At 43.4% G+C, this 17,342-nt stretch carries 21 protein-coding genes; 9 read left to right on the top strand and 12 right to left on the bottom strand.

Going from position 1 to position 17,342, the window contains the following annotated elements; genetic code table 11:
- Window positions 1-35: 35 nt before the first annotated feature.
- Entirely contained in the window at window positions 36-272 is a 237-nt protein-coding gene (locus D0466_RS09920) for a YuzB family protein (protein WP_117322415.1), read from the top strand.
- 102 nt (window positions 273-374) lie between these two features.
- Here the strand turns inward: D0466_RS09920 and D0466_RS09915 are convergent, their stop codons facing one another.
- Window positions 375-1,061, bottom strand: coding sequence for a DUF2225 domain-containing protein (locus D0466_RS09915; protein WP_117322414.1), 687 nt, complete (start codon window positions 1,059-1,061; stop codon window positions 375-377).
- Window positions 1,062-1,294: 233 nt separating this feature from the next.
- Between D0466_RS09915 and D0466_RS09910 the strand changes: the two genes are divergently transcribed.
- Window positions 1,295-1,657, top strand: a complete 363-nt coding sequence (locus D0466_RS09910) for a HesB/IscA family protein (protein ID WP_117322413.1) — start codon at window positions 1,295-1,297, stop codon at window positions 1,655-1,657.
- A 55-nt stretch (window positions 1,658-1,712) separates the two neighbouring features.
- On the opposite strand, the gene D0466_RS09905 is transcribed toward D0466_RS09910, so the two are convergent.
- Entirely contained in the window at window positions 1,713-2,351 is a 639-nt protein-coding gene (locus D0466_RS09905) for an SDR family oxidoreductase (protein ID WP_117322412.1), read from the bottom strand.
- 173 nt (window positions 2,352-2,524) lie between these two features.
- Window positions 2,525-3,520 (bottom strand): NAD(P)/FAD-dependent oxidoreductase, encoded by a 996-nt coding sequence (locus D0466_RS09900; protein WP_117322411.1) that lies wholly within the window; start codon window positions 3,518-3,520, stop codon window positions 2,525-2,527.
- A gap of 483 nt (window positions 3,521-4,003) precedes the next feature.
- On the opposite strand from D0466_RS09900, the gene D0466_RS09895 reads away from it, so the two are divergent.
- The 5 genes from D0466_RS09895 (at window position 4,004) to D0466_RS09880 (ending at window position 7,407) form a co-directional block, all read left to right on the top strand.
- The gene (locus D0466_RS09895; RefSeq protein ID WP_117322410.1) at window positions 4,004-5,221 is read left to right on the top strand and encodes an NAD(P)/FAD-dependent oxidoreductase; all 1,218 of its coding nucleotides are present in this window, start codon (window positions 4,004-4,006) and stop codon (window positions 5,219-5,221) included.
- 125 nt (window positions 5,222-5,346) lie between these two features.
- A complete protein-coding gene (locus D0466_RS09890) occupies window positions 5,347-5,832 on the top strand; it encodes an NUDIX domain-containing protein (protein WP_117322409.1) in 486 nt (161 codons plus the stop codon).
- A gap of 154 nt (window positions 5,833-5,986) precedes the next feature.
- On the top strand, window positions 5,987-6,106 hold the full coding sequence (locus D0466_RS22190) for a YuiA family protein (protein ID WP_158555883.1): 120 nt from the start codon (window positions 5,987-5,989) through the stop codon (window positions 6,104-6,106).
- Window positions 6,107-6,245: 139 nt separating this feature from the next.
- Window positions 6,246-6,569 (top strand): YuiB family protein, encoded by a 324-nt coding sequence (locus D0466_RS09885; protein WP_117322408.1) that lies wholly within the window; start codon window positions 6,246-6,248, stop codon window positions 6,567-6,569.
- Window positions 6,570-6,717: 148 nt separating this feature from the next.
- Window positions 6,718-7,407, top strand: a complete 690-nt coding sequence (locus D0466_RS09880) for a 3D domain-containing protein (protein ID WP_117322407.1) — start codon at window positions 6,718-6,720, stop codon at window positions 7,405-7,407.
- A gap of 141 nt (window positions 7,408-7,548) precedes the next feature.
- Here the strand turns inward: D0466_RS09880 and D0466_RS09875 are convergent, their stop codons facing one another.
- Entirely contained in the window at window positions 7,549-8,352 is an 804-nt protein-coding gene (locus D0466_RS09875) for a cobalamin-binding protein (RefSeq protein ID WP_117322635.1), read from the bottom strand.
- A gap of 15 nt (window positions 8,353-8,367) precedes the next feature.
- The gene (locus tag D0466_RS09870) at window positions 8,368-8,844 is read right to left on the bottom strand and encodes a divergent PAP2 family protein (protein WP_117322406.1); all 477 of its coding nucleotides are present in this window, start codon (window positions 8,842-8,844) and stop codon (window positions 8,368-8,370) included.
- A gap of 269 nt (window positions 8,845-9,113) precedes the next feature.
- On the opposite strand from D0466_RS09870, the gene D0466_RS09865 reads away from it, so the two are divergent.
- Window positions 9,114-10,616 (top strand): leucyl aminopeptidase, encoded by a 1,503-nt coding sequence (locus D0466_RS09865; protein ID WP_117322405.1) that lies wholly within the window; start codon window positions 9,114-9,116, stop codon window positions 10,614-10,616.
- Between the two features lie 325 nt (window positions 10,617-10,941).
- Window positions 10,942-11,340, top strand: a complete 399-nt coding sequence (locus D0466_RS09860) for a hotdog fold thioesterase (RefSeq protein ID WP_117322404.1) — start codon at window positions 10,942-10,944, stop codon at window positions 11,338-11,340.
- Window positions 11,341-11,426: 86 nt separating this feature from the next.
- Here D0466_RS09860 and mnhG read toward each other — a convergent pair whose 3' ends face one another.
- Genes mnhG through D0466_RS09825 form a run of 7 tightly spaced genes read right to left on the bottom strand, consistent with a single transcriptional unit; the run spans window position 11,427 to window position 17,184 of the window.
- Entirely contained in the window at window positions 11,427-11,795 is a 369-nt protein-coding gene (mnhG, locus tag D0466_RS09855) for a monovalent cation/H(+) antiporter subunit G (protein WP_117322403.1), read from the bottom strand.
- Window positions 11,779-12,015 (bottom strand): Na(+)/H(+) antiporter subunit F1, encoded by a 237-nt coding sequence (locus D0466_RS09850; RefSeq protein ID WP_407675630.1) that lies wholly within the window; start codon window positions 12,013-12,015, stop codon window positions 11,779-11,781. The genes mnhG and D0466_RS09850 overlap by 17 nt, the downstream gene beginning before the upstream one ends.
- Before the next feature lie 47 nt (window positions 12,016-12,062).
- Window positions 12,063-12,539, bottom strand: a complete 477-nt coding sequence (locus D0466_RS09845; RefSeq protein ID WP_117322401.1) for a Na+/H+ antiporter subunit E — start codon at window positions 12,537-12,539, stop codon at window positions 12,063-12,065.
- Between the two features lie 6 nt (window positions 12,540-12,545).
- A complete protein-coding gene (locus tag D0466_RS09840) occupies window positions 12,546-14,027 on the bottom strand; it encodes a Na+/H+ antiporter subunit D (RefSeq protein ID WP_117322400.1) in 1,482 nt (493 codons plus the stop codon).
- The gene (locus D0466_RS09835) at window positions 14,020-14,361 is read right to left on the bottom strand and encodes a Na(+)/H(+) antiporter subunit C (protein ID WP_117322399.1); all 342 of its coding nucleotides are present in this window, start codon (window positions 14,359-14,361) and stop codon (window positions 14,020-14,022) included. The genes D0466_RS09840 and D0466_RS09835 overlap by 8 nt, the downstream gene beginning before the upstream one ends.
- Window positions 14,361-14,783, bottom strand: a complete 423-nt coding sequence (locus D0466_RS09830) for a Na(+)/H(+) antiporter subunit B (protein ID WP_117322398.1) — start codon at window positions 14,781-14,783, stop codon at window positions 14,361-14,363. Before D0466_RS09830 ends, D0466_RS09835 begins: the two co-directional genes overlap by 1 nt.
- Window positions 14,770-17,184, bottom strand: a complete 2,415-nt coding sequence (locus D0466_RS09825; RefSeq protein WP_117322634.1) for a Na+/H+ antiporter subunit A — start codon at window positions 17,182-17,184, stop codon at window positions 14,770-14,772. The genes D0466_RS09830 and D0466_RS09825 overlap by 14 nt, the downstream gene beginning before the upstream one ends.
- Window positions 17,185-17,342: the final 158 nt, after the last annotated feature.

Raw genomic sequence — 17,342 nt, 5'->3', positions numbered from 1 at the left:
TAGGATATTCTGTTGATGATAGGAGGGGTGAAAGCATGTACCCAATCATAGAATTTTGCATAAGCAACCTTGCCAGCGGATCGCAAAAAGCTCTTGAGATATTAGAGAGGGATCCCAATTTCGACATAATCGAATACGGCTGCCTGGGTTATTGCGGGAAGTGTGCGGCTAGCTTATATGCTCTTGTAAATGGGGAAGTTGTTACAGGCGAAACCCCTGAACAGCTTGTTGAAAATATATATCATTTTCTTGATGAAAATCCAATGTTTTAATGTTAATTTTCTTTTCAATATATAGGGGCCAATCTGGCTCTTATGTAAGGCTGCAGCAGCACCGGCAGCCTTACAATTTTTCTTGCTTTAATCAGTTGCCTATTACTGTTTCTGTTTCTCCCGTATTTCCTGCCAGCGTTCTTTCGCCATGTCGACCAGTTTTGTTTCTACTGTCTGTTTTTGTTTTTCAATGACCATAGAAAAATATTTCACTGCCGCCGGGATATCACCGATACGGGTAGAGAGTTCACCTGCCAAATATAAGAGGCGGACTTCTGAAACCTGCGTTCCTTTGAAATCGTCGGTTGTATAGGATTCTAAGTATTCATGGCGAGCGAGTTTTAAGAATCTTTGTTCCTGCTCGTGATCTTCCTTTTCCCGGTATAACCAGGCAATACGCAGGAAGATGCCTGCTATGGTGATATGCTTTTCCTTTTTAAGCGTGGCACAGAAGCCTGCCAGTTTGTAGGCTTTTATGGCATCTTCAGCTGTTCTTTCCCCGCTGTAATCCGTGGGATTCCATTTGGATGTAATTCTTTCTTGTATCAGTTCTCTCGTGCCGGGTGCAAAATATTTGGTGAAATCATCAGAAAACGAGAAACCACACTGGGCGCAAACTGAGATATTATAAAAAAGGGCATTGGTGCCGCTGTTTGTGTATTGGGGCCGGAAATCGCTATCGTATCCGGTCACTTTGATAAATCTGGAACGGATCTTTTTAGTTGTAAATTTATGATTGCAGTATATGCACTCCACATTACGGTCGAATGCCGGCTGTAATTCTTCCAATTCCATCACCCTTTGTTAATATGTATCTAATTCTTTATTCCTGGTTAATTATGCCTATAAAATGATTATAACGCTTGATGTAATGGTTTAACAGAAGATAATTGTCACTTTACCACTTTTACAAGGTTGGAAAGTTGAGCAACGCAATTTTTTTAGTATATACTAGCAGTAACAAATGCATTTCTAGAATGTAAGTATACTTTCTCAAACTATAATTTAGGGAGGGTGTTAACATGAGTGAAGTAGTAAACTTAACAGAAGCAGCAGCTTTTCAGATAAAAGAAATGATGAAACACAACAATGAGGAAGGCTCCTATTTAAGGGTTGCGGTAAAAGGCGGCGGATGCAGCGGGCTGTCATATGGAATGGGCTTTGAACACGAAGCAGGAGAGCGGGATGAGAAGCTCGAACAGTTCGGCATCCAAATCCTGGTGGATAAACAGGATATACCGATTTTGAACGGGCTGAAGATCGATTACAAGCAATCGATGATGGGGGGAGGATTCACAATCGACAACCCTAATGCGATCGCTTCCTGCGGCTGTGGATCATCCTTCCGCACTGCAGTGAATGCCGGTACACCGGAGAATTGTTAATTTGAAAAGCGAGGCATCCTGTTTTATCGCAGGATGCCTTTTTGTTAATTCTTCATTATAAATGATTGAGAGCTTCCTCAATCGGTACGTTGCCGCCCAAGATTTCAAAGGTGCGGTTGCGCGTCGATTCATTGGAAACTGAAGAAGCCAGGACAGCTGCCACATCGGCCCTGGTGATTGCGCCCTTATTGTTTTCCAATTTAGACTGGGCAATGATTTCCCCGGTTGGCTCATCATCTGTCAGAAGCCCTGGCCGAACGATTGTATAAGACAGGCCGCTGTTTACCAGATGCTGATCAGCGTCATGCTTTGCCTGGAAATAGTGCTTCATTTCCATGGCGCCCTGCTCCGGATGGTCGGCACCCATCGAACTAAGCATGACAAAATGCTGTATGCCATGTTTCTTGGCAGTATCAATAAGGGCTATCGCTCCATTTCTGTCAACGTCAATTGTTTTGTCAGGACCGGTCTTAGACCCAGATCCAGCTGCGAAAATGACAACTTCTATATCCTGAAACGCGTGGTCTGTGTTTTTCTCCAGGTCAGCCAAGACTGGATCGGCCCCCAATTCTTTCATATCTGCAAACTGTTCCTCTTTTCTTACCATTGCCTTTACGTAATGTCCCTGTTTTTCCAGGAGACCGGTGAGAATTCGTCCTGTTTTGCCGTTTGCTCCTGCAATAAGTATGTTCATGGTTTCCATCCTCTCGCGATTAGATTTGGAAGTTATATTGAAACGTTTTTAGCGTTTTAACATCATTGCAACTTATATATAGTGATTGTACCCCCTTTTTTTTTAGCAAAACAAAAAACACCTGAAAGGAAGCCAAGGCTATCTTTCAGGTGCCGTTCACTAAAATATTGTAATCAGGAGAACATGGAGGAGCTGTGCATCGGCTGGACGCGTGCTTTCGGGTCGATATACTGCTTCGCGTTATTCACCGCGGTAGGCGCTTCGCCAAAGCCGGTCGCAATTAGCTTAGCTTTCCCTTCGTACGTGCAAATATCACCGGCAGCATAAATGCCCGGTATATTTGTTTCCATTTTTGTATTTACGACGATGGAATTTTTCTGGATTTCAAAGCCCCATTCTTTAATCGGACCAAGGGAGGAAACGAAACCATAGTTGACAATGACAGCATCAACATCAACCACTTCTTTCTCCCCGCCGCTTACGCCTTCTAAAACGACTTGTTTTACTTCATTGCCATCGCCTATGATTTCAGCAGGCACGTAAGGGGTTTTGATCTCTACTTTTGATTTTTTTAAATTTTCAACGCTGTGTTCATGTGCACGGAACTTATCCCGGCGGTGGACAAGCATCACTTTATCGGCAATCGGTTCAAGCATAAGCGCCCAGTCCACGGCTGAATCTCCTCCGCCAAAGACAACGACCCGTTTGCCTGCAAATTGATTCAGGTCATCTATGAAATAATGCAGGTTTTTCCCTTCGTATTGTGCGGCATTCTCAAGCTCCATGCGACGCGGCTGGAAGGCGCCGTTTCCTGCAGTGATGATGATCGTTTTAGAGTAATGTATCTCTTTATCAGTAGTAAGCTTAAATGCTCCGTCTGCTTGTTTTTCCACTTTTTCAACTGCTTGTTCCAGGACTATGGTCTGTTCAAATTTGGCCATTTGCTCTTTCAGGTTGTTAACAAGCTCTTGTGCTCGAATCTTTGGGAATCCGGCAACATCATAGATGTATTTTTCAGGATAGAGTGCAGACAGCTGTCCGCCAAGCTGAGGGAGGCTTTCAATGATTTTCACGGATGCCTGCCGCATACCGCCGTAGAAAGCTGTGAATAATCCTGCAGGACCGCCGCCAATAATGGTAATATCATATACTTTTTCGTTCTCCTTCAATCTAAACCCTCCCATTGAATGTAAAGTCATAATTAATATTGTAGCATAAATTATATGGAGCAACGTGAAAAGGTGAACAGAAAGGGGAAGATTTTAGAGGTATTCTCCCCTTATCCATACATCTTTATTAACGACACCATGGATTTTGTTATATTGCAATTTACATTGGGTTTCAGTATGGGATTAGGACAGTTTTGGAAATCCCCTATTAAAATGCAATGGCACTGTACCTTAACAAGCTCAGCAATCATTGAGTTGCTAAGAATTTGTGCTTGAAAAACGCAATGAAAAAGAATAATATTTATTTAGACATTATTTTGTTAAGATTTTATGACTTTTTGTGTGTATTTTTTTGAATTCATTCGTGAAGTAATTCACAAACTTTGGATCGTCGCTTTTTATAATGAAGTTGGCCTAAATGTGAAACCATAGGATTATGGAAAGCGCAGCGCAAGAAAACATTGTAAAGGTGGAAATGATACCGTGAGAAAGCCGAAAATCGTCATCCTAGGAGCAGGTTACGGTGGTCTTATGACTGCTACCCGTTTGCAAAAATCTTTAGGTGTAAACGAGGCGGATATTGTATTAGTAAACAAAAATGATTACCATTATGAAACAACATGGCTGCATGAAGCATCCGCAGGTACGCTTGCGCCTGACCGCGTCCGTTATGATGTGCGCAGCGTAATCGATAAAAATAAAGTGGATTTCGTTCAGGATACTGTGGTAGAGATCAACACTGCCGGAAAGGCAGTAAAGCTTGAAAAAGGCGAATTAGCTTATGATTACCTGGTTGTCGCGCTCGGAGCTGAATCGGAAACCTTTGGAATCCAGGGCTTGAAAGAGCATGCATTTTCCATCTCCAACCTGAATTCTGCACGCCAGATCCGTGAACACATCGAATATCAATTCGCCACTTATAATACGGAAGCGGACAGGAAGGATGAGCGTTTGACCATCGTTGTCGGAGGCGCCGGCTTCACGGGGATCGAATTCCTTGGCGAATTGGCAAACCGCATTCCTGAGCTTTGCAAAGAATATGATGTAGACTACCACAAAGTGCGTGTAATATGTGTGGAGGCAGCTCCAACAGTTCTTCCCGGCTTTGATCCGGAGCTTGTGAACTATGCGGTTGCGTATCTTGAGAAAAAAGGTGTTGAATTCAAAATCGGCACTGCGATCAAGGGCTGTACACCTGAAGGCATCATTGTTGCAAAAGGTGAAAATGAAGTGGAGGAAATCAAAGCTTCCACAGTCATTTGGGCAGCAGGTGTCCGCGGCAGCTCAATTATCGAAGCATCAGGAATTGAAGCTATGCGCGGACGCGTGAAAGTAAATCCGGACCTTCGTGCTCCGGGCCAAGATGATATTTTCGTAATTGGTGACTGTAGTTTGATCATTAATGAAGAAATCAATCGCCCATATCCGCCAACAGCACAAATTGCGATGCAGCAAGGCGTAACATGCGCTAAGAATATTACTGCCCTGGTGCGCAACGAGGATAACCTGGAAACGTTCACTCCTGATATTAAAGGAACAGTATGTTCACTAGGTGAGGACGATGCAATCGGCGTGGCTTTTGGAAAGAAAATGACAGGGAAAACCGCATCCTTCATGAAGAAAATGATCGATAACCGTGCCCTTTACATGATCGGTGGTCCGTCAATGGTCGTTAAAAAAGGAAAATTCAACGTTCTATAATTTCGATTTTCATTGAACTGTCAGGATTATTCTCCTGGCAGTTTTTTATATACCCGCGTTCTTTTCATTTCTTTTTGGTTCGATTAATATGGTTAAATATAGTAAAAGGCCAAGGTGGGGATAAGATGAAGAAGGAGCGCTGCAAAGACGTCTGGCTGGCTGTTGCAGGTCTTGTCATTTCAGATGAAGGCAAATGGCTGGTCGTTAAGAAAAAGTATGGCGGCTTAAAAGGGATGTGGTCCCTTCCTGCCGGGTTTGTGAATAAAAATGAAACCGTTGATGAAGCGGTAATCCGAGAAGTCCGCGAAGAAACGGGTATCGCAGCGAAGATAGAAGGATTGATCGGTGTCCGGAGCGGCGTTATCCAAGACGAAATAAGTGATAATATGTTGATTTTCTTATTGAAAGCCGACAGATTTGAGCTCACTGTCCAGCTGGACGAATTATATGAAGCAAGGTTCTTCGCTCCCGAGGCTTTATTGAAAGAGCCAAACCGTTCCATGATGCTGGAACACTTCCTTTCATTCAAAAAAGAAAGGATGCAAACTATTTTGGATGGGATAAATCCAGGAAACCAATTCGGCTATACGTCGTATAAACTATTTATGTGAAGTACCCTATTTTTAATCAAATGAAAGCAAAAGAAAGTAAAATAAGTTTGTATCCGTTTAAATAAACTTTCAACAGCTAAAATGCTGGTTTTCATTTCTTTCTTTATTTGATATATCATCAGAAAATTTAAAATTTATCGGAGGCTGATTTTCTGTGATTACACGTGCGAAAGAATGTGAATATTGTTCCGGCAATAGGTATTTCCAGTTGCTTTTAGGGGGTTCGGAAACATGTTCATGCTGCTGCGGCGGCGGACAAAAAGAAGAAGATTGATTATGGAATGCAAAAATGGTTGATCTGCGGGTTTAACAGGCGAAAACGGTAATACTATGCTGGATCATTTCCTTTATTGACGAGCCTCCCCTCATTAAGTACACTAATAGTGATGCTTCCGGAGGAGGGGCTTGCTGCTATGCAGATGTCTATACCCATTTTAATCATATCGGTGGTTTTATTTTTTATTTTATTTTTTGGAATCGGCTTTTTGTTGAACATGCTTTTCCGGTCTTCCTGGATCATGGTAGTATTATTTCCTTTAATTGCTATTTCAATCGTAAATGAAGTGAAATTAATCGAGTATTTCAGGAATCCGGCAAACTCGTTTATGAACCTGGGAGAAAGATTTGGAAGCCTGCATACGGCCGACATTGTGATTTTGTCAAGCGGGCTTGCGGGTGCATTCTTGGCCGGAATCGTAATAAAAATGCTTCGGAAAAAAGGATACAGGATGTTTTAATCAAAACAGGCTGACACATTTTGTGAATGCCTGTTTTTTACATTTCCTAGACCTGAGCCTGTTAATAAAAAATTATTCTGTTCTTCCAGAAGAATACTTTTCTGTTTTTTGGAAAGAAATATTCTTGTGAGAGGAGAGGAACCCTAATATGAAAAAAATAAAAACTCTATGTAAAAGAGTTGCGATCATTTTACTTTTTATATTGGCACTGTATACCACTTTCGTCCATATAACCGGAGCGGCAGCCAGTATACCAAATAGCCAGGATGAATTGTGTGGAAAATGGCAGGAATCAGGCCATGTACACAGGTATACGAAGCTCGGATTTAAAACATTGATAGAGGCAAAGGGAACGAAAACGTTCATTTCGGCCAATACGGCCGTGACCTCAAAAACGATCGAGGATACCATTGATTTTTCCCAATATCCAAAGCGGAAGGTAGTCGCCACCGGCTATACTGCGGGGTATGAATCCACCGGAAAACAACCGGGAAGCCCATCTTACGGGATTACCTTTTCCGGAGTAAAAGTTAAACGGGACTTATATTCGACCGTTGCAGCGGATTTAAACGTATTTCCTGTAGGGACGATTCTCTTTATACCGGGATACGGATATGGGGTAGTTGCCGATAAAGGAGCAGCCATCACCGGAAATGAATTGGATCTGTATTACGATACGGTACATGAGGTTTATGCTCACTGGGGCAAAAAAACATTGGATGTATACATAGTGAAAAAAGGTGACGGCAAGTTATCTGAAAAACAGTTAACTTCTTTAAATGAAACGAAAGAATTGCAGGTGTTCCGCCAGCAGTTCACAGGCAAGGCGAAGAAGTAATACATAATAAGACAAATCCTTGCCCGGATTACGGGCAAGGATTTTTTTGTCAGGTAGTATGAAAGTATATTACCTGACACACTCTAAGTGCGCTACATCCTGTGGGTGTTACAAAGTCTCGCCAATCGGCGTGTTTTTTAATTAAGCAGACATATGAATTTCCAGATCCATATATTCTTTCGGATGGAGGTTCTTTGCGAGCTTGATCAATCCTTCGATGAGGCGGGGAGACGGGCGGCAATACAAGGGTTCTTCGAGAACCAGGATGTTATCTTTTTTTACAGCATCCAATTCAGCCCAGCCGTTGCGTTTTTTTACTAAATCAGGCTTGATTTTTTCTTCGGGAACTCCGACCCAGGCCAGGCAAATAAAGTCGGGATTAAGCTGAATGATTTCTTCAGGCTTTACCTGCACACTTGCCAGTTCGATATCTTCCAAAAGATTATAAGCACCGGCAAGCCGGCTGATTTCAGTCAGCCAGTTAATACCTCCCGGGCTAAACAGCGGATTGGGCCACCATTCCCAATAAAGGGATGGCTTATTGGTGATCGTGTCCGAGATAGCCTGGAACCGTTCGATAATTTGTAAAAATTCAGCGGCTTTATCTTCGCCACGGGCTGCTTCCCCAACAGCCCTTCCCAATGTCCTTAAATCATTTGCTATATCCATTAAGGATTGCGGATTCAGCACGATATGGGGGATGTTTCGTTTTTCCAGCTCAGTAATGTTCTTTTCCATTCCGGGAACACTTAAAGAGGCAAGCACCAAATCAGGCTGTAAACCTTGGACCATGTCCATGTTGATAGAAAGATCAGGCCCGACTCTTGGCAAAGAAGCGACCGACTGGGGCCAATCTGAATAATCATCAACGGCAATCAGCCTGTCCTGTATCCCGAGATAGGCGCAAAGCTCGGTATTGCTCGGGCAAATAGAAATGATCTTCACATACATTCACCAACCTTAAAAAATATAAAAATGAAGAAAAAGTGCAACGAATATTCCCGTCAGCCCTCCGAAGAATACTTCAATCGGCTTGTGGCCAAGCAGTTCTTTTAATTTTCTTTGTTTTTGGGCTTCTTCTTTATTTTGCCATTTCTTCGCTTCAGCGACAAATGTATTGAAGTCTGCTACAAGTTTATTTAAAACAGCAGCTTGTTCCCCGGCCTGCCTCCTGACTCCCGAAGCGTCAAACATGGTGATCACTGCAAAAATCACAGCCACTGCAAAAACAGGCGAGGACATGCCTGATTTTAACCCCACACCTGTCGCGAGGGCAGTGACGGCTGCTGAATGTGAGCTTGGCATACCCCCTGTTGACGTAATAAGTGACCAATCCAGCTTTTTCAAGGCAATATATTGAATGGGCACTTTAATAAACTGAGCGAAAAAAATTGAAATCAGTGAAGCTACCAAAGGGAAATTAAAAAGCATTTCCATCGGACCAACCTTCTTTCTCCAGTATTCTGTGCTGCATAATGGAAGAATGCATGTTCTTTTAGTTTTTCCTTAAGATAACGTGATTACGCTATTTAAAACAGAAAAGACAGGTTCTCCTCATATATTGTCTATAAACGAAACAAGAGGAAATTAAACGTATATGTGCAAGAATCTTTTCTGTGGATATGTATTCACATAAGGCATGGAAAATTCGAAATAAAGGAATGGCTCAGCTATAATAGGTCTAGAGAATATCAGGGAGGTCGCATATGTTTACTGTTCAAAATGAAATCAGATTAGATCGGCAAGAGGAGTGCATGATCCTGGGGGTTTTTGAAAAACCCATAAAGTTCACCGGTGCAGCCGAGGCAGCTGACAACAAACTGGACGGACAGCTGACGGAATTGGCGAAGGAAGGCGATATTTCTTCAAGAAAGAAAGCAGTAACGCGGATACATACACTGGGCCGGATGGGAATAAAACGCTTGATTTTTGTCGGGTTGGGAAAGGAAAAAGAACTAACTTTTGAATCGCTAAGAGAAGCGTTTGGAAAAGCATTTAAATCCTTGCACAATGCGAAATTCACAAGCCTGTCCGTAGCGCTCGATACATTCACGGCTGAAAACATCAACACACTTGATGTGTCCCACGCTCTCGGGGAAGCATTCGCCCTGGCCACATACGAATTTGCGGGATACAAGCAAAAATCCAACGAAGTCGAAAGGAAAATTGAGCAAATCACAGTTTATACTGAACACGAGGCCGGGGAAATTTCGGCTAGCCTGACGGTAGGCCATGTTTTCGGAATGGCTACCAATTCGGCGAGGGATCTTGTGAATACTCCCGGAAACCTGCTTACTGCTTCCGATCTTGCTGATTATGCATCACAGCTTGCCGAACGGTACAACTTTGAAGCGGAGATCCTGGAAAAGGAAGACATGCTGAAGCTTGGCATGGGGGCAATGCTGGCAGTCAATCAAGGCTCGACGGAAGCGCCGAAAATGATTGTCCTGAAATATCAGGGCAAGGATGAATGGAAGGATGTAATCGGTCTTGTAGGAAAAGGGATTACGTTTGATACAGGCGGTTATTCACTGAAAACCAAAGCGGGCATTGTCGGAATGAAGACCGATATGGGCGGGGCAGCAGCTGTTTTGGGGGCCATGGAGATCATTGGTGAAACAAGGCCGGAGCAAAATGTGGTGGCCGTCATTCCTTCAACAGATAATATGGTCAGCGGAAATGCTTTTAAACCGGATGATGTCATAACATCAATGAGCGGAAAAACGATTGAAGTATTGAACACGGATGCAGAAGGGCGCCTGGTGCTTGCTGATGCCGTAACGTATGCAAAACAGCATGGGGCCGACTATTTAGTGGATGTTGCGACTTTGACCGGCGGTGTCATTACAGCGTTGGGCAACGATATGACTGGTGCAATGACGAACAATGAGCAATGGTTCGAACATGTACTTGAAGCATCTTTTGAAGCAGGAGAACCTATTTGGCGCCTTCCGATCACCGAAAAAGACAAAGAACGGGTACGCGGCAGCAAAATTGCCGATTTAAATAACTCGCCGGGAAGTGCGGGGCATGCCATCATGGGAGGCGCTTTCGTTGGTGAATTTGCAGAGAATACGCCCTGGGTCCATCTGGATATTGCGGGAACCGCGACAACAAGCAGTTCATCCGATTTAGGGACCGCCGGGGCAACAGGTATCATGACAAGAACACTTGCGCTATTGGTTGAAAGATTTTCAAATGAAAAGTGAAAAGCTATCAACGACAAAGTCTAGGAACTAGCTAGTAAAATGTATTTCATTTGGGGATATGAAGGACAAAGCACGTGAAACAGCAGTTAAAGGTTTTTTCATCAGGGATATGAAGGACAAAATTCGTGAAACAGCAAGTCGAATGTTTTTCATCAGAATAAGCTAGACAATTTAGAGGCTGTGCGAAAGGGTTAGAACTCTTATGGACACAGCCTCTTTTTTGAGGAAATCAGGGTGTTTGAATGAAAAAATCTTAAAAAAGAAGGATTTTCTAAGAAAGATGAAGAACATTGTAAAAAAAGAAAGAAAATGAGGAGAAATCACTATGAAACTTGAAAAAACCTTAATGAATTCCCTGGGAATAGAAATTAAAGAGCTGGGAGAAGGCAAGGTAATCGCAACGATGCCGGTTGATGAAAGAACATGGCAGCCGTTCGGCCTGCTCCATGGCGGCGCTTCCGTGGCACTGGCAGAAACAGTCGCAAGTGTGGGAGGCTTTGAAATAGTGGATAAAGAGACGCAGGCGGTTGTCGGCCTAGAAATAAATGCAAACCATATCCGCGGAAAGAGAACCGGCTATGTAACAGCTGAAGGGAATATCCTCCACAGGGGAAAAACCACGATGGTATGGGACATCAAAATCCGCGATGAAGAGGATAATTTGATTTGTGTATCTCGCTGTACACTGGCTGTGATATCAACCAAAAAAGATGCAAACGCTTAGGCGGCTGCATCTTTTTTGCTAAAAGAGGAAAATGTACTCTGCTTAACTGAAAAAGTACAGCAGGCCAAAATGAATAGAGATTGGGATTATTGATCTTTTTGCTCCGAAGGAATACGATCATGTGCTTGCTTCAGATCATCCAGCACACTTTTATCCCATAATTTCACACCCGTATTATAAGCAGCCCTGCTTATAATATGGCCGGCGACAGGAGCTGTTATAAAGATGAAAACAACGCCAAGCAATATACGGGAATTGAAATGTCCGTGTTCAAGGAAGAAATAAATGAATGTACCGATAAGAATTGACATGATTCCCAAGGTTGAACTCTTCGAGGCTGCGTGGTTTCTGGTATATACGTCAGGAAGCCTGATGATGCCGAATGCCGACACAAGCGATAAGAATGCCCCAATCAGTATCAAGCAGCCGGCAATGAATTTAAAGATCTCGGCCATTTTCGATAACCTCCCCTTTTTCAATAAACTTGGAGAACGCAACTGTCCCAATAAATGAAAGAATACCAAGCAAGAGGATTGCCTCCAGGAAGGCACTTGTATCGAGGATCATGGATACAAGCGCAATGATCGCGATCAGGTTTATACCGATTGCATCCAGGGCCACTACCCTGTCCGCAACTGAGGGCCCCTTGATCATCCGATAAATCAGTCCGAGCATGGAGATAGATACACATACCAGCGAAATTTTCAACACAGTCGCAAACATTATTTGCTCACCTCCATAATCGCTTTTTCAAATGATCCTTTAATGTCCCGGATCGCTTCATCGACATCAGCTATATCCATCGCGTGGACGTAGAGAGTTTTATTATCAGGGGAAATATCGACGACAAGTGTCCCCGGGGTCAATGTGATCAAGTTGGCCAGAATCGTTATCTCCCAGTCCTTTGTTAGCTCTGTTTCCAAAGCGAAAATACCGGGCCTCATATTGAGTTTGGGCTTAAGGACCACCCTCAATACTGAAATATTGGAAAGAATGAGCTCCCTTAGAAAGATACATAGCAAAGAGAATACAGCAAACACGCGCAGCATATAAAATCTGCTCCCAAAAAACCTTCTGAAACCGAGGATGATCATCAAACCAAAGAAATAGCCGACCAAAAATGCACTGCCGTTGTATTCATTTCTCAAAAACATCCAAATAAATGCGAGGAAAACGTTCAGCAATATTTGAAAGGCCATCGTACATCACTCCTTTAACACCGCATTAATATATATCGCTGGATCGATGAGCGGTTCCATTGCCTGGGAGATGTATGGATATATGGCCTCGGTTCCCAGTCCTAGCGCAATGGAAACAATGACCAGCAAAGCGGCCGGAACTGCAAGCCGTGACACTGGTACAAGATCAGCATCTTTGTACGCACGGGGCTTGCCCCAAAAACCGTTGATAAATATTTTCATAACTGAATACAACATCAGCAGGCTGGAAATTAGAATGACCGCAAACCCAACATACGCCTCTCCTTCAACCGCGCCCTCAAGAAGCAGAAGCTTCCCGGCAAACCCTGAGAAAGGAGGAATTCCCGCGAGAGAAATCGCGGCTATGAAAAATGTCCAGGCCGCATATGGATAAGCTTGGATCAACCCGCCCATTTTACGCAAGTCACTGGTCCCTGTTATCATGGCCATGATCCCAACGAGCAGAAACAGGGCTGCCTTGATGATCATATCGTGAATTGTATAGTAAATCGCACCTGATAATCCTTGTTCATTCATCAGTGAAATCCCGAATGTAATCATGCCAACTGCAATGACAATGTTATAGATAATGATTTTTTTTATATCCCAGTAGCCTACCGCACCGATAGTACCCACGATAATCGTAAAAATCGCCAGGATTCCCAGGAGTTCGTGTGTATACTGCTGGTCGTGATAAAAAAGCAGGGTGAAGGTACGCAGGATGGCATAAACGCCAACCTTGGTCAAAAGAGCCCCAAATAAGGCAATGACCGGGATGGGAGGAGCATAATAGGATCCTGGAAGCCAATAAAACAAGGGGAAAATCGCTCCCTTCAGCCCGAAAACGATTAAGAATGATACAGCAATAACGGTGATGATCCCGGGCTGTCCCGATTCGGCGATCCTTCTGCTTATGTCCGCCATATTCAGGGTTCCCACCACTGAATAAAGGTAAGCAACAGAGATGACAAAAAGAGCAGATGAAATGACATTGACCAGAATATACTTCAGGGATTCCCGAAGCTGGGCCTTTGTTCCGCCTAATACTAACAGTACGTAAGAAGACATAAGCATGACTTCGAAAAATACAAACAGGTTAAAAATATCACCGGTCAAAAAAGCTCCGTTCACGCCAACGAGGAGAAATTGGACGAACGAATAATAATAGAATTTTTCCCTTCCTGTACCGATTGAATAAAAAGAATAGATCAAAACGGCAAACCCGATGATATTCGTTGTCAGAACAAGCAGGCTGGAAAGCATATCCGCGACAATGGATATGCCAAATGGCGCTTCCCAGCTCCCCACCTGAAGGGCCAGGATTCCTTGATCATGAACCTTTCCTATAAGCAGACAGGAAAGAATGATCCCTAGCGATGATGAAACCAAGGAAAGAAATCTTTGTATTTTGATATATTTTGAAAAGAAAATTAAAATGATGCCCGTCAATAGCGGAAGCAGAACAGGCAAAAAAACAAGGTTATTCATTGGATTCCTTCCCTCTCAATTTGTCCATATTGTCCGTTCCGAGCTCCTGGTATGTCCTGTACGCCACCACGAGAAAAAGGGAGGTAACGCCAAAGCTGATTACGATTGCCGTCAATATAAGCGCCTGCGGCAATGGATCGACATAGGGTCCTGCGCTTTCACCCAACAGCGGAACAGACCCTCGCTTTAAGCCGCCCATCGTTAAAATAAGCAAGTGAGCTCCGTGGCTCAACAGCCCGGTACCGATAATGATTCGCAAAATGCTTTTCGAAAGCATCAGATAAGTAGCACTCATGAATAAAATTCCTATAACAACAGCCATTACTATTTCCATTATTCACTCTCTCCTATCGTTTGAATAATGGTCATCGTTATGCCAATAACCACCAAATAAACTCCTAAATCGAAAAGAACGGCGGTATGTAAAGAGGTATGTCCTAAAAGCGGCAGTTCAAAGTACTGATAAGCATGCGTCATCAATGGGGCATCAAAAAACAGTGCCCCCGACACGGTTGCGGAAGAAATCAAGAGGCCTGCGGCAACGACCAGCTTATAATCAACCGGAAGCATGTTCGCCACTGTTTTTAAATCGTATGCCAAAAGCAGCAAGACAATCGCACCTGATGCCAGCAGGCCGCCCACAAACCCGCCGCCCGGGGAATAATGCCCCCCGAAAAAGATATAAATGGAAAAAAGGATGATTACCAGTGAGGCGACTTTTGCAACCGTTTGAAGTATAATATCATTCGTTTTCATCCTTCAACGTCCCCCTTGCCAGCCGTAACTTGATCAACGCAAAGATTCCAAGCGCCGCTATTCCTAAAACAGTTATTTCAAACATCGTATCAAGGCCACGAAAATCAACAAGAATCACATTTACAATATTCTTTCCTCCCGCTTCTTCATAGGCGTTCTCAATATAATAGTTTGAAATGGATTCAAAAAGCTTGTTGCTGTGTGAGGAAAGTGCGATTAAGGCAACAATGACGCCAACACCTATTGAAATTAACGCGTTATTCAGCCTGAATGCCACCCGTTCCTCTTTTCTGCTTGAAAGCTTTGGCAGATGGTAGAAGCAAAGCAAAAACAGGGCAACCGATATCGTTTCGATCACCAGCTGGGTAAGTGCAAGGTCGGGGGCCCGGAATAAAACAAAAAATAGGGATACCATATAACCGATAGCACCAAGGATTATGATCGAGGTCAACCTGGATTTTGCAAACAGTATGACAATGGCGGAGGTGGCAATAATCACTGAAATGATTACTTCATAAAGCCTTACGGGAGCCGTATTCCCCACATCAAAAGCAAATGCATCCTCCCGCCACAGCGTGATTCCCAATGAAACGATAAAAAATAGAAAAATATAAACAAGATATGTCCGGATATAACCGGTCATAAACAACTTTGTAACACCGATCGATCCGCGTTCCATTCCAGCAAGAAGGGCATCATACATGCGGTTTAAGGATAGCCTTCCGGGAATGATATGATATACACACTTCCATTTATCCCATGTTATGTATAAAAGAGATCCCAGCAGGATTACTCCCAGGGTCATATACAGCTCAATCGTAAAGCCATGCCAATGGCTAATATGGATTTGAAATTGCTTCTGGGACAACCCGGGCTGAATGGCGGCGACGGCAGGTTCGATGACTGTAGAAGCCAAGAGATTCGGGAAGAAGCCGAAAATAATGACCAGCGAAGCAAGGATAACCGGCGGAATTAGCATCCCCAGCGGCGCTTCATGCGGTTTTTTCTCAAGTTTTTCAGGCTTAAACTTTCCTGTAAAGGTCTTGAGGACGATGATCATGCTATAAACAAAAGTGAATATGCTTCCCACCCAGGCCAATACAGGGAATAAGACTCCCCATGTTTCCATATTGAAAATTTCCATTTCCGTTACACGGACCATGCTGGTAAAGAACATTTCTTTACTTAAAAATCCGTTGAAAGGAGGCAGGCCCGCCATTGAAAAAGCACCAATGATCGTGATTGTGAAGGTGATGGGCATAAAGTTCATCAAACCGCCTAGCTTGCGGATATCGCGCGTCCCGGTTTCATGATCGACAATTCCTGCCGCCATGAAAAGGCTCCCTTTAAACGTAGCATGGTTAATAAGATGGAAAACGGCTGCAACTGTTGCCGCCATATAAATATTTTTATCCATGGATTCATAATGGAGCGCGGCAGCCCCGGCCCCCAAAAGGGACATGATCATCCCAAGCTGGCTAATGGTTGAATAAGCAAGTATCGCCTTTAAATCCGTTTGTTTTACTGCCGAGTATGAACCCCACACTAAGGTCAAAATACCCGCAGAGGCAATCAGCCAGAACCATAACGATGATTCAGCGAAAACGGGGCTTAATCTGGCTACAAGGTAAATACCGGCTTTAACCATTGTGGCAGAATGAAGATATGCACTGACCGGAGTGGGTGCTTCCATTGCGTCCGGCAGCCATATGTGAAAAGGGAATTGAGCCGATTTTGTAAAGGCGCCAAGCAATATGAGCAATAGAGACGCGGTAAATAACGGATCAGTGGCGAGTTCCCCAGTTTGTCCCATTAGTTCGCGGATACTGTATGTGTCCCCCATAAACGACAGCAGCACAAAACCGCCAAGCATGCTGAGTCCGCCAAGAACAGTGATCAGCAATGATTTTTGCGCACCATACCGTGAGCGTTCCCGATGGTACCAATAACCAATGAGAAGGAAAGAGGATAAGCTTGTAAACTCCCAAAACATATACAACACAATCAAGTTATCCGATAATACCAAACCTAGCATGGAACCCATGAACAAGAGAAGGTATACATAAAAGGTGTGCAGTTTTTCTTTATCCTTATCTAAATAATAGATGGAATACAGGATCACCAATGCTCCGATCCCCGTAATCAGAAGGGAAAACAAAAGGCTCAGCCCATCCGCATATACATCAAAATTAATGCCTAAAGAAGGAATCCAGCCAAGGCTTGCCGATAGATGCCTTCCATCGCCAACCTCATGTATAAAACCAGTAAAATAAATAAACAGAACAATAGGCAGAAACAGCACAAACCAACCGGTGTGTACTCGGTGGAATTGCTTGTACACTAGCGGTATAAAACATGCAATAAAAAAGGGCGATAGAATGGCCCAATGAAGTGAAGACATATATTCAACCTCCCTGAATTCCAATATAAAGTGCCCTCCATTTCCATATGGAGCAGCCATTCAAATATCCATTATCTTATGTAAAAGTGGGGTTTCCTATTTACCCTAATTGATATGTTATGGCAAAAGAAGTTTTAAAAGTAGAAAATTGTTTGTAA

Source organism: Peribacillus glennii (genome assembly GCF_003429105.1).
GTDB lineage: Bacteria > Bacillota > Bacilli > Bacillales > DSM-1321 > Peribacillus > Peribacillus glennii.
This window is presented reverse-complemented; position numbering and strand designations above follow the sequence as displayed.

Bases quoted from the DNA above. Each gene is read 5' to 3' on its own strand.
- D0466_RS09920 (WP_117322415.1), top strand. From the start codon at position 36: ATGTACCCAATCATAGAATTTTGCATAAGCAACCTTGCCAGCGGATCG.
- D0466_RS09910 (WP_117322413.1), top strand. From the start codon at position 1,295: ATGAGTGAAGTAGTAAACTTAACAGAAGCAGCAGCTTTTCAGATAAAA.
- D0466_RS09905 (WP_117322412.1), bottom strand. From the start codon at position 2,351: ATGAACATACTTATTGCAGGAGCAAACGGCAAAACAGGACGAATTCTC.
- D0466_RS09890 (WP_117322409.1), top strand. From the start codon at position 5,347: ATGAAGAAGGAGCGCTGCAAAGACGTCTGGCTGGCTGTTGCAGGTCTT.
- D0466_RS09885 (WP_117322408.1), top strand. From the start codon at position 6,246: ATGCAGATGTCTATACCCATTTTAATCATATCGGTGGTTTTATTTTTT.
- D0466_RS09880 (WP_117322407.1), top strand. From the start codon at position 6,718: ATGAAAAAAATAAAAACTCTATGTAAAAGAGTTGCGATCATTTTACTT.
- D0466_RS09870 (WP_117322406.1), bottom strand. From the start codon at position 8,844: ATGGAAATGCTTTTTAATTTCCCTTTGGTAGCTTCACTGATTTCAATT.
- D0466_RS09865 (WP_117322405.1), top strand. From the start codon at position 9,114: ATGTTTACTGTTCAAAATGAAATCAGATTAGATCGGCAAGAGGAGTGC.
- D0466_RS09860 (WP_117322404.1), top strand. From the start codon at position 10,942: ATGAAACTTGAAAAAACCTTAATGAATTCCCTGGGAATAGAAATTAAA.
- mnhG (WP_117322403.1), bottom strand. From the start codon at position 11,795: ATGGCCGAGATCTTTAAATTCATTGCCGGCTGCTTGATACTGATTGGG.
- D0466_RS09850 (WP_407675630.1), bottom strand. From the start codon at position 12,015: ATGCTCGGACTGATTTATCGGATGATCAAGGGGCCCTCAGTTGCGGAC.
- D0466_RS09845 (WP_117322401.1), bottom strand. From the start codon at position 12,539: ATGGCCTTTCAAATATTGCTGAACGTTTTCCTCGCATTTATTTGGATG.
- D0466_RS09840 (WP_117322400.1), bottom strand. From the start codon at position 14,027: ATGAATAACCTTGTTTTTTTGCCTGTTCTGCTTCCGCTATTGACGGGC.
- D0466_RS09835 (WP_117322399.1), bottom strand. From the start codon at position 14,361: ATGGAAATAGTAATGGCTGTTGTTATAGGAATTTTATTCATGAGTGCT.
- D0466_RS09830 (WP_117322398.1), bottom strand. From the start codon at position 14,783: ATGAAAACGAATGATATTATACTTCAAACGGTTGCAAAAGTCGCCTCA.
- D0466_RS09825 (WP_117322634.1), bottom strand. From the start codon at position 17,184: ATGTCTTCACTTCATTGGGCCATTCTATCGCCCTTTTTTATTGCATGT.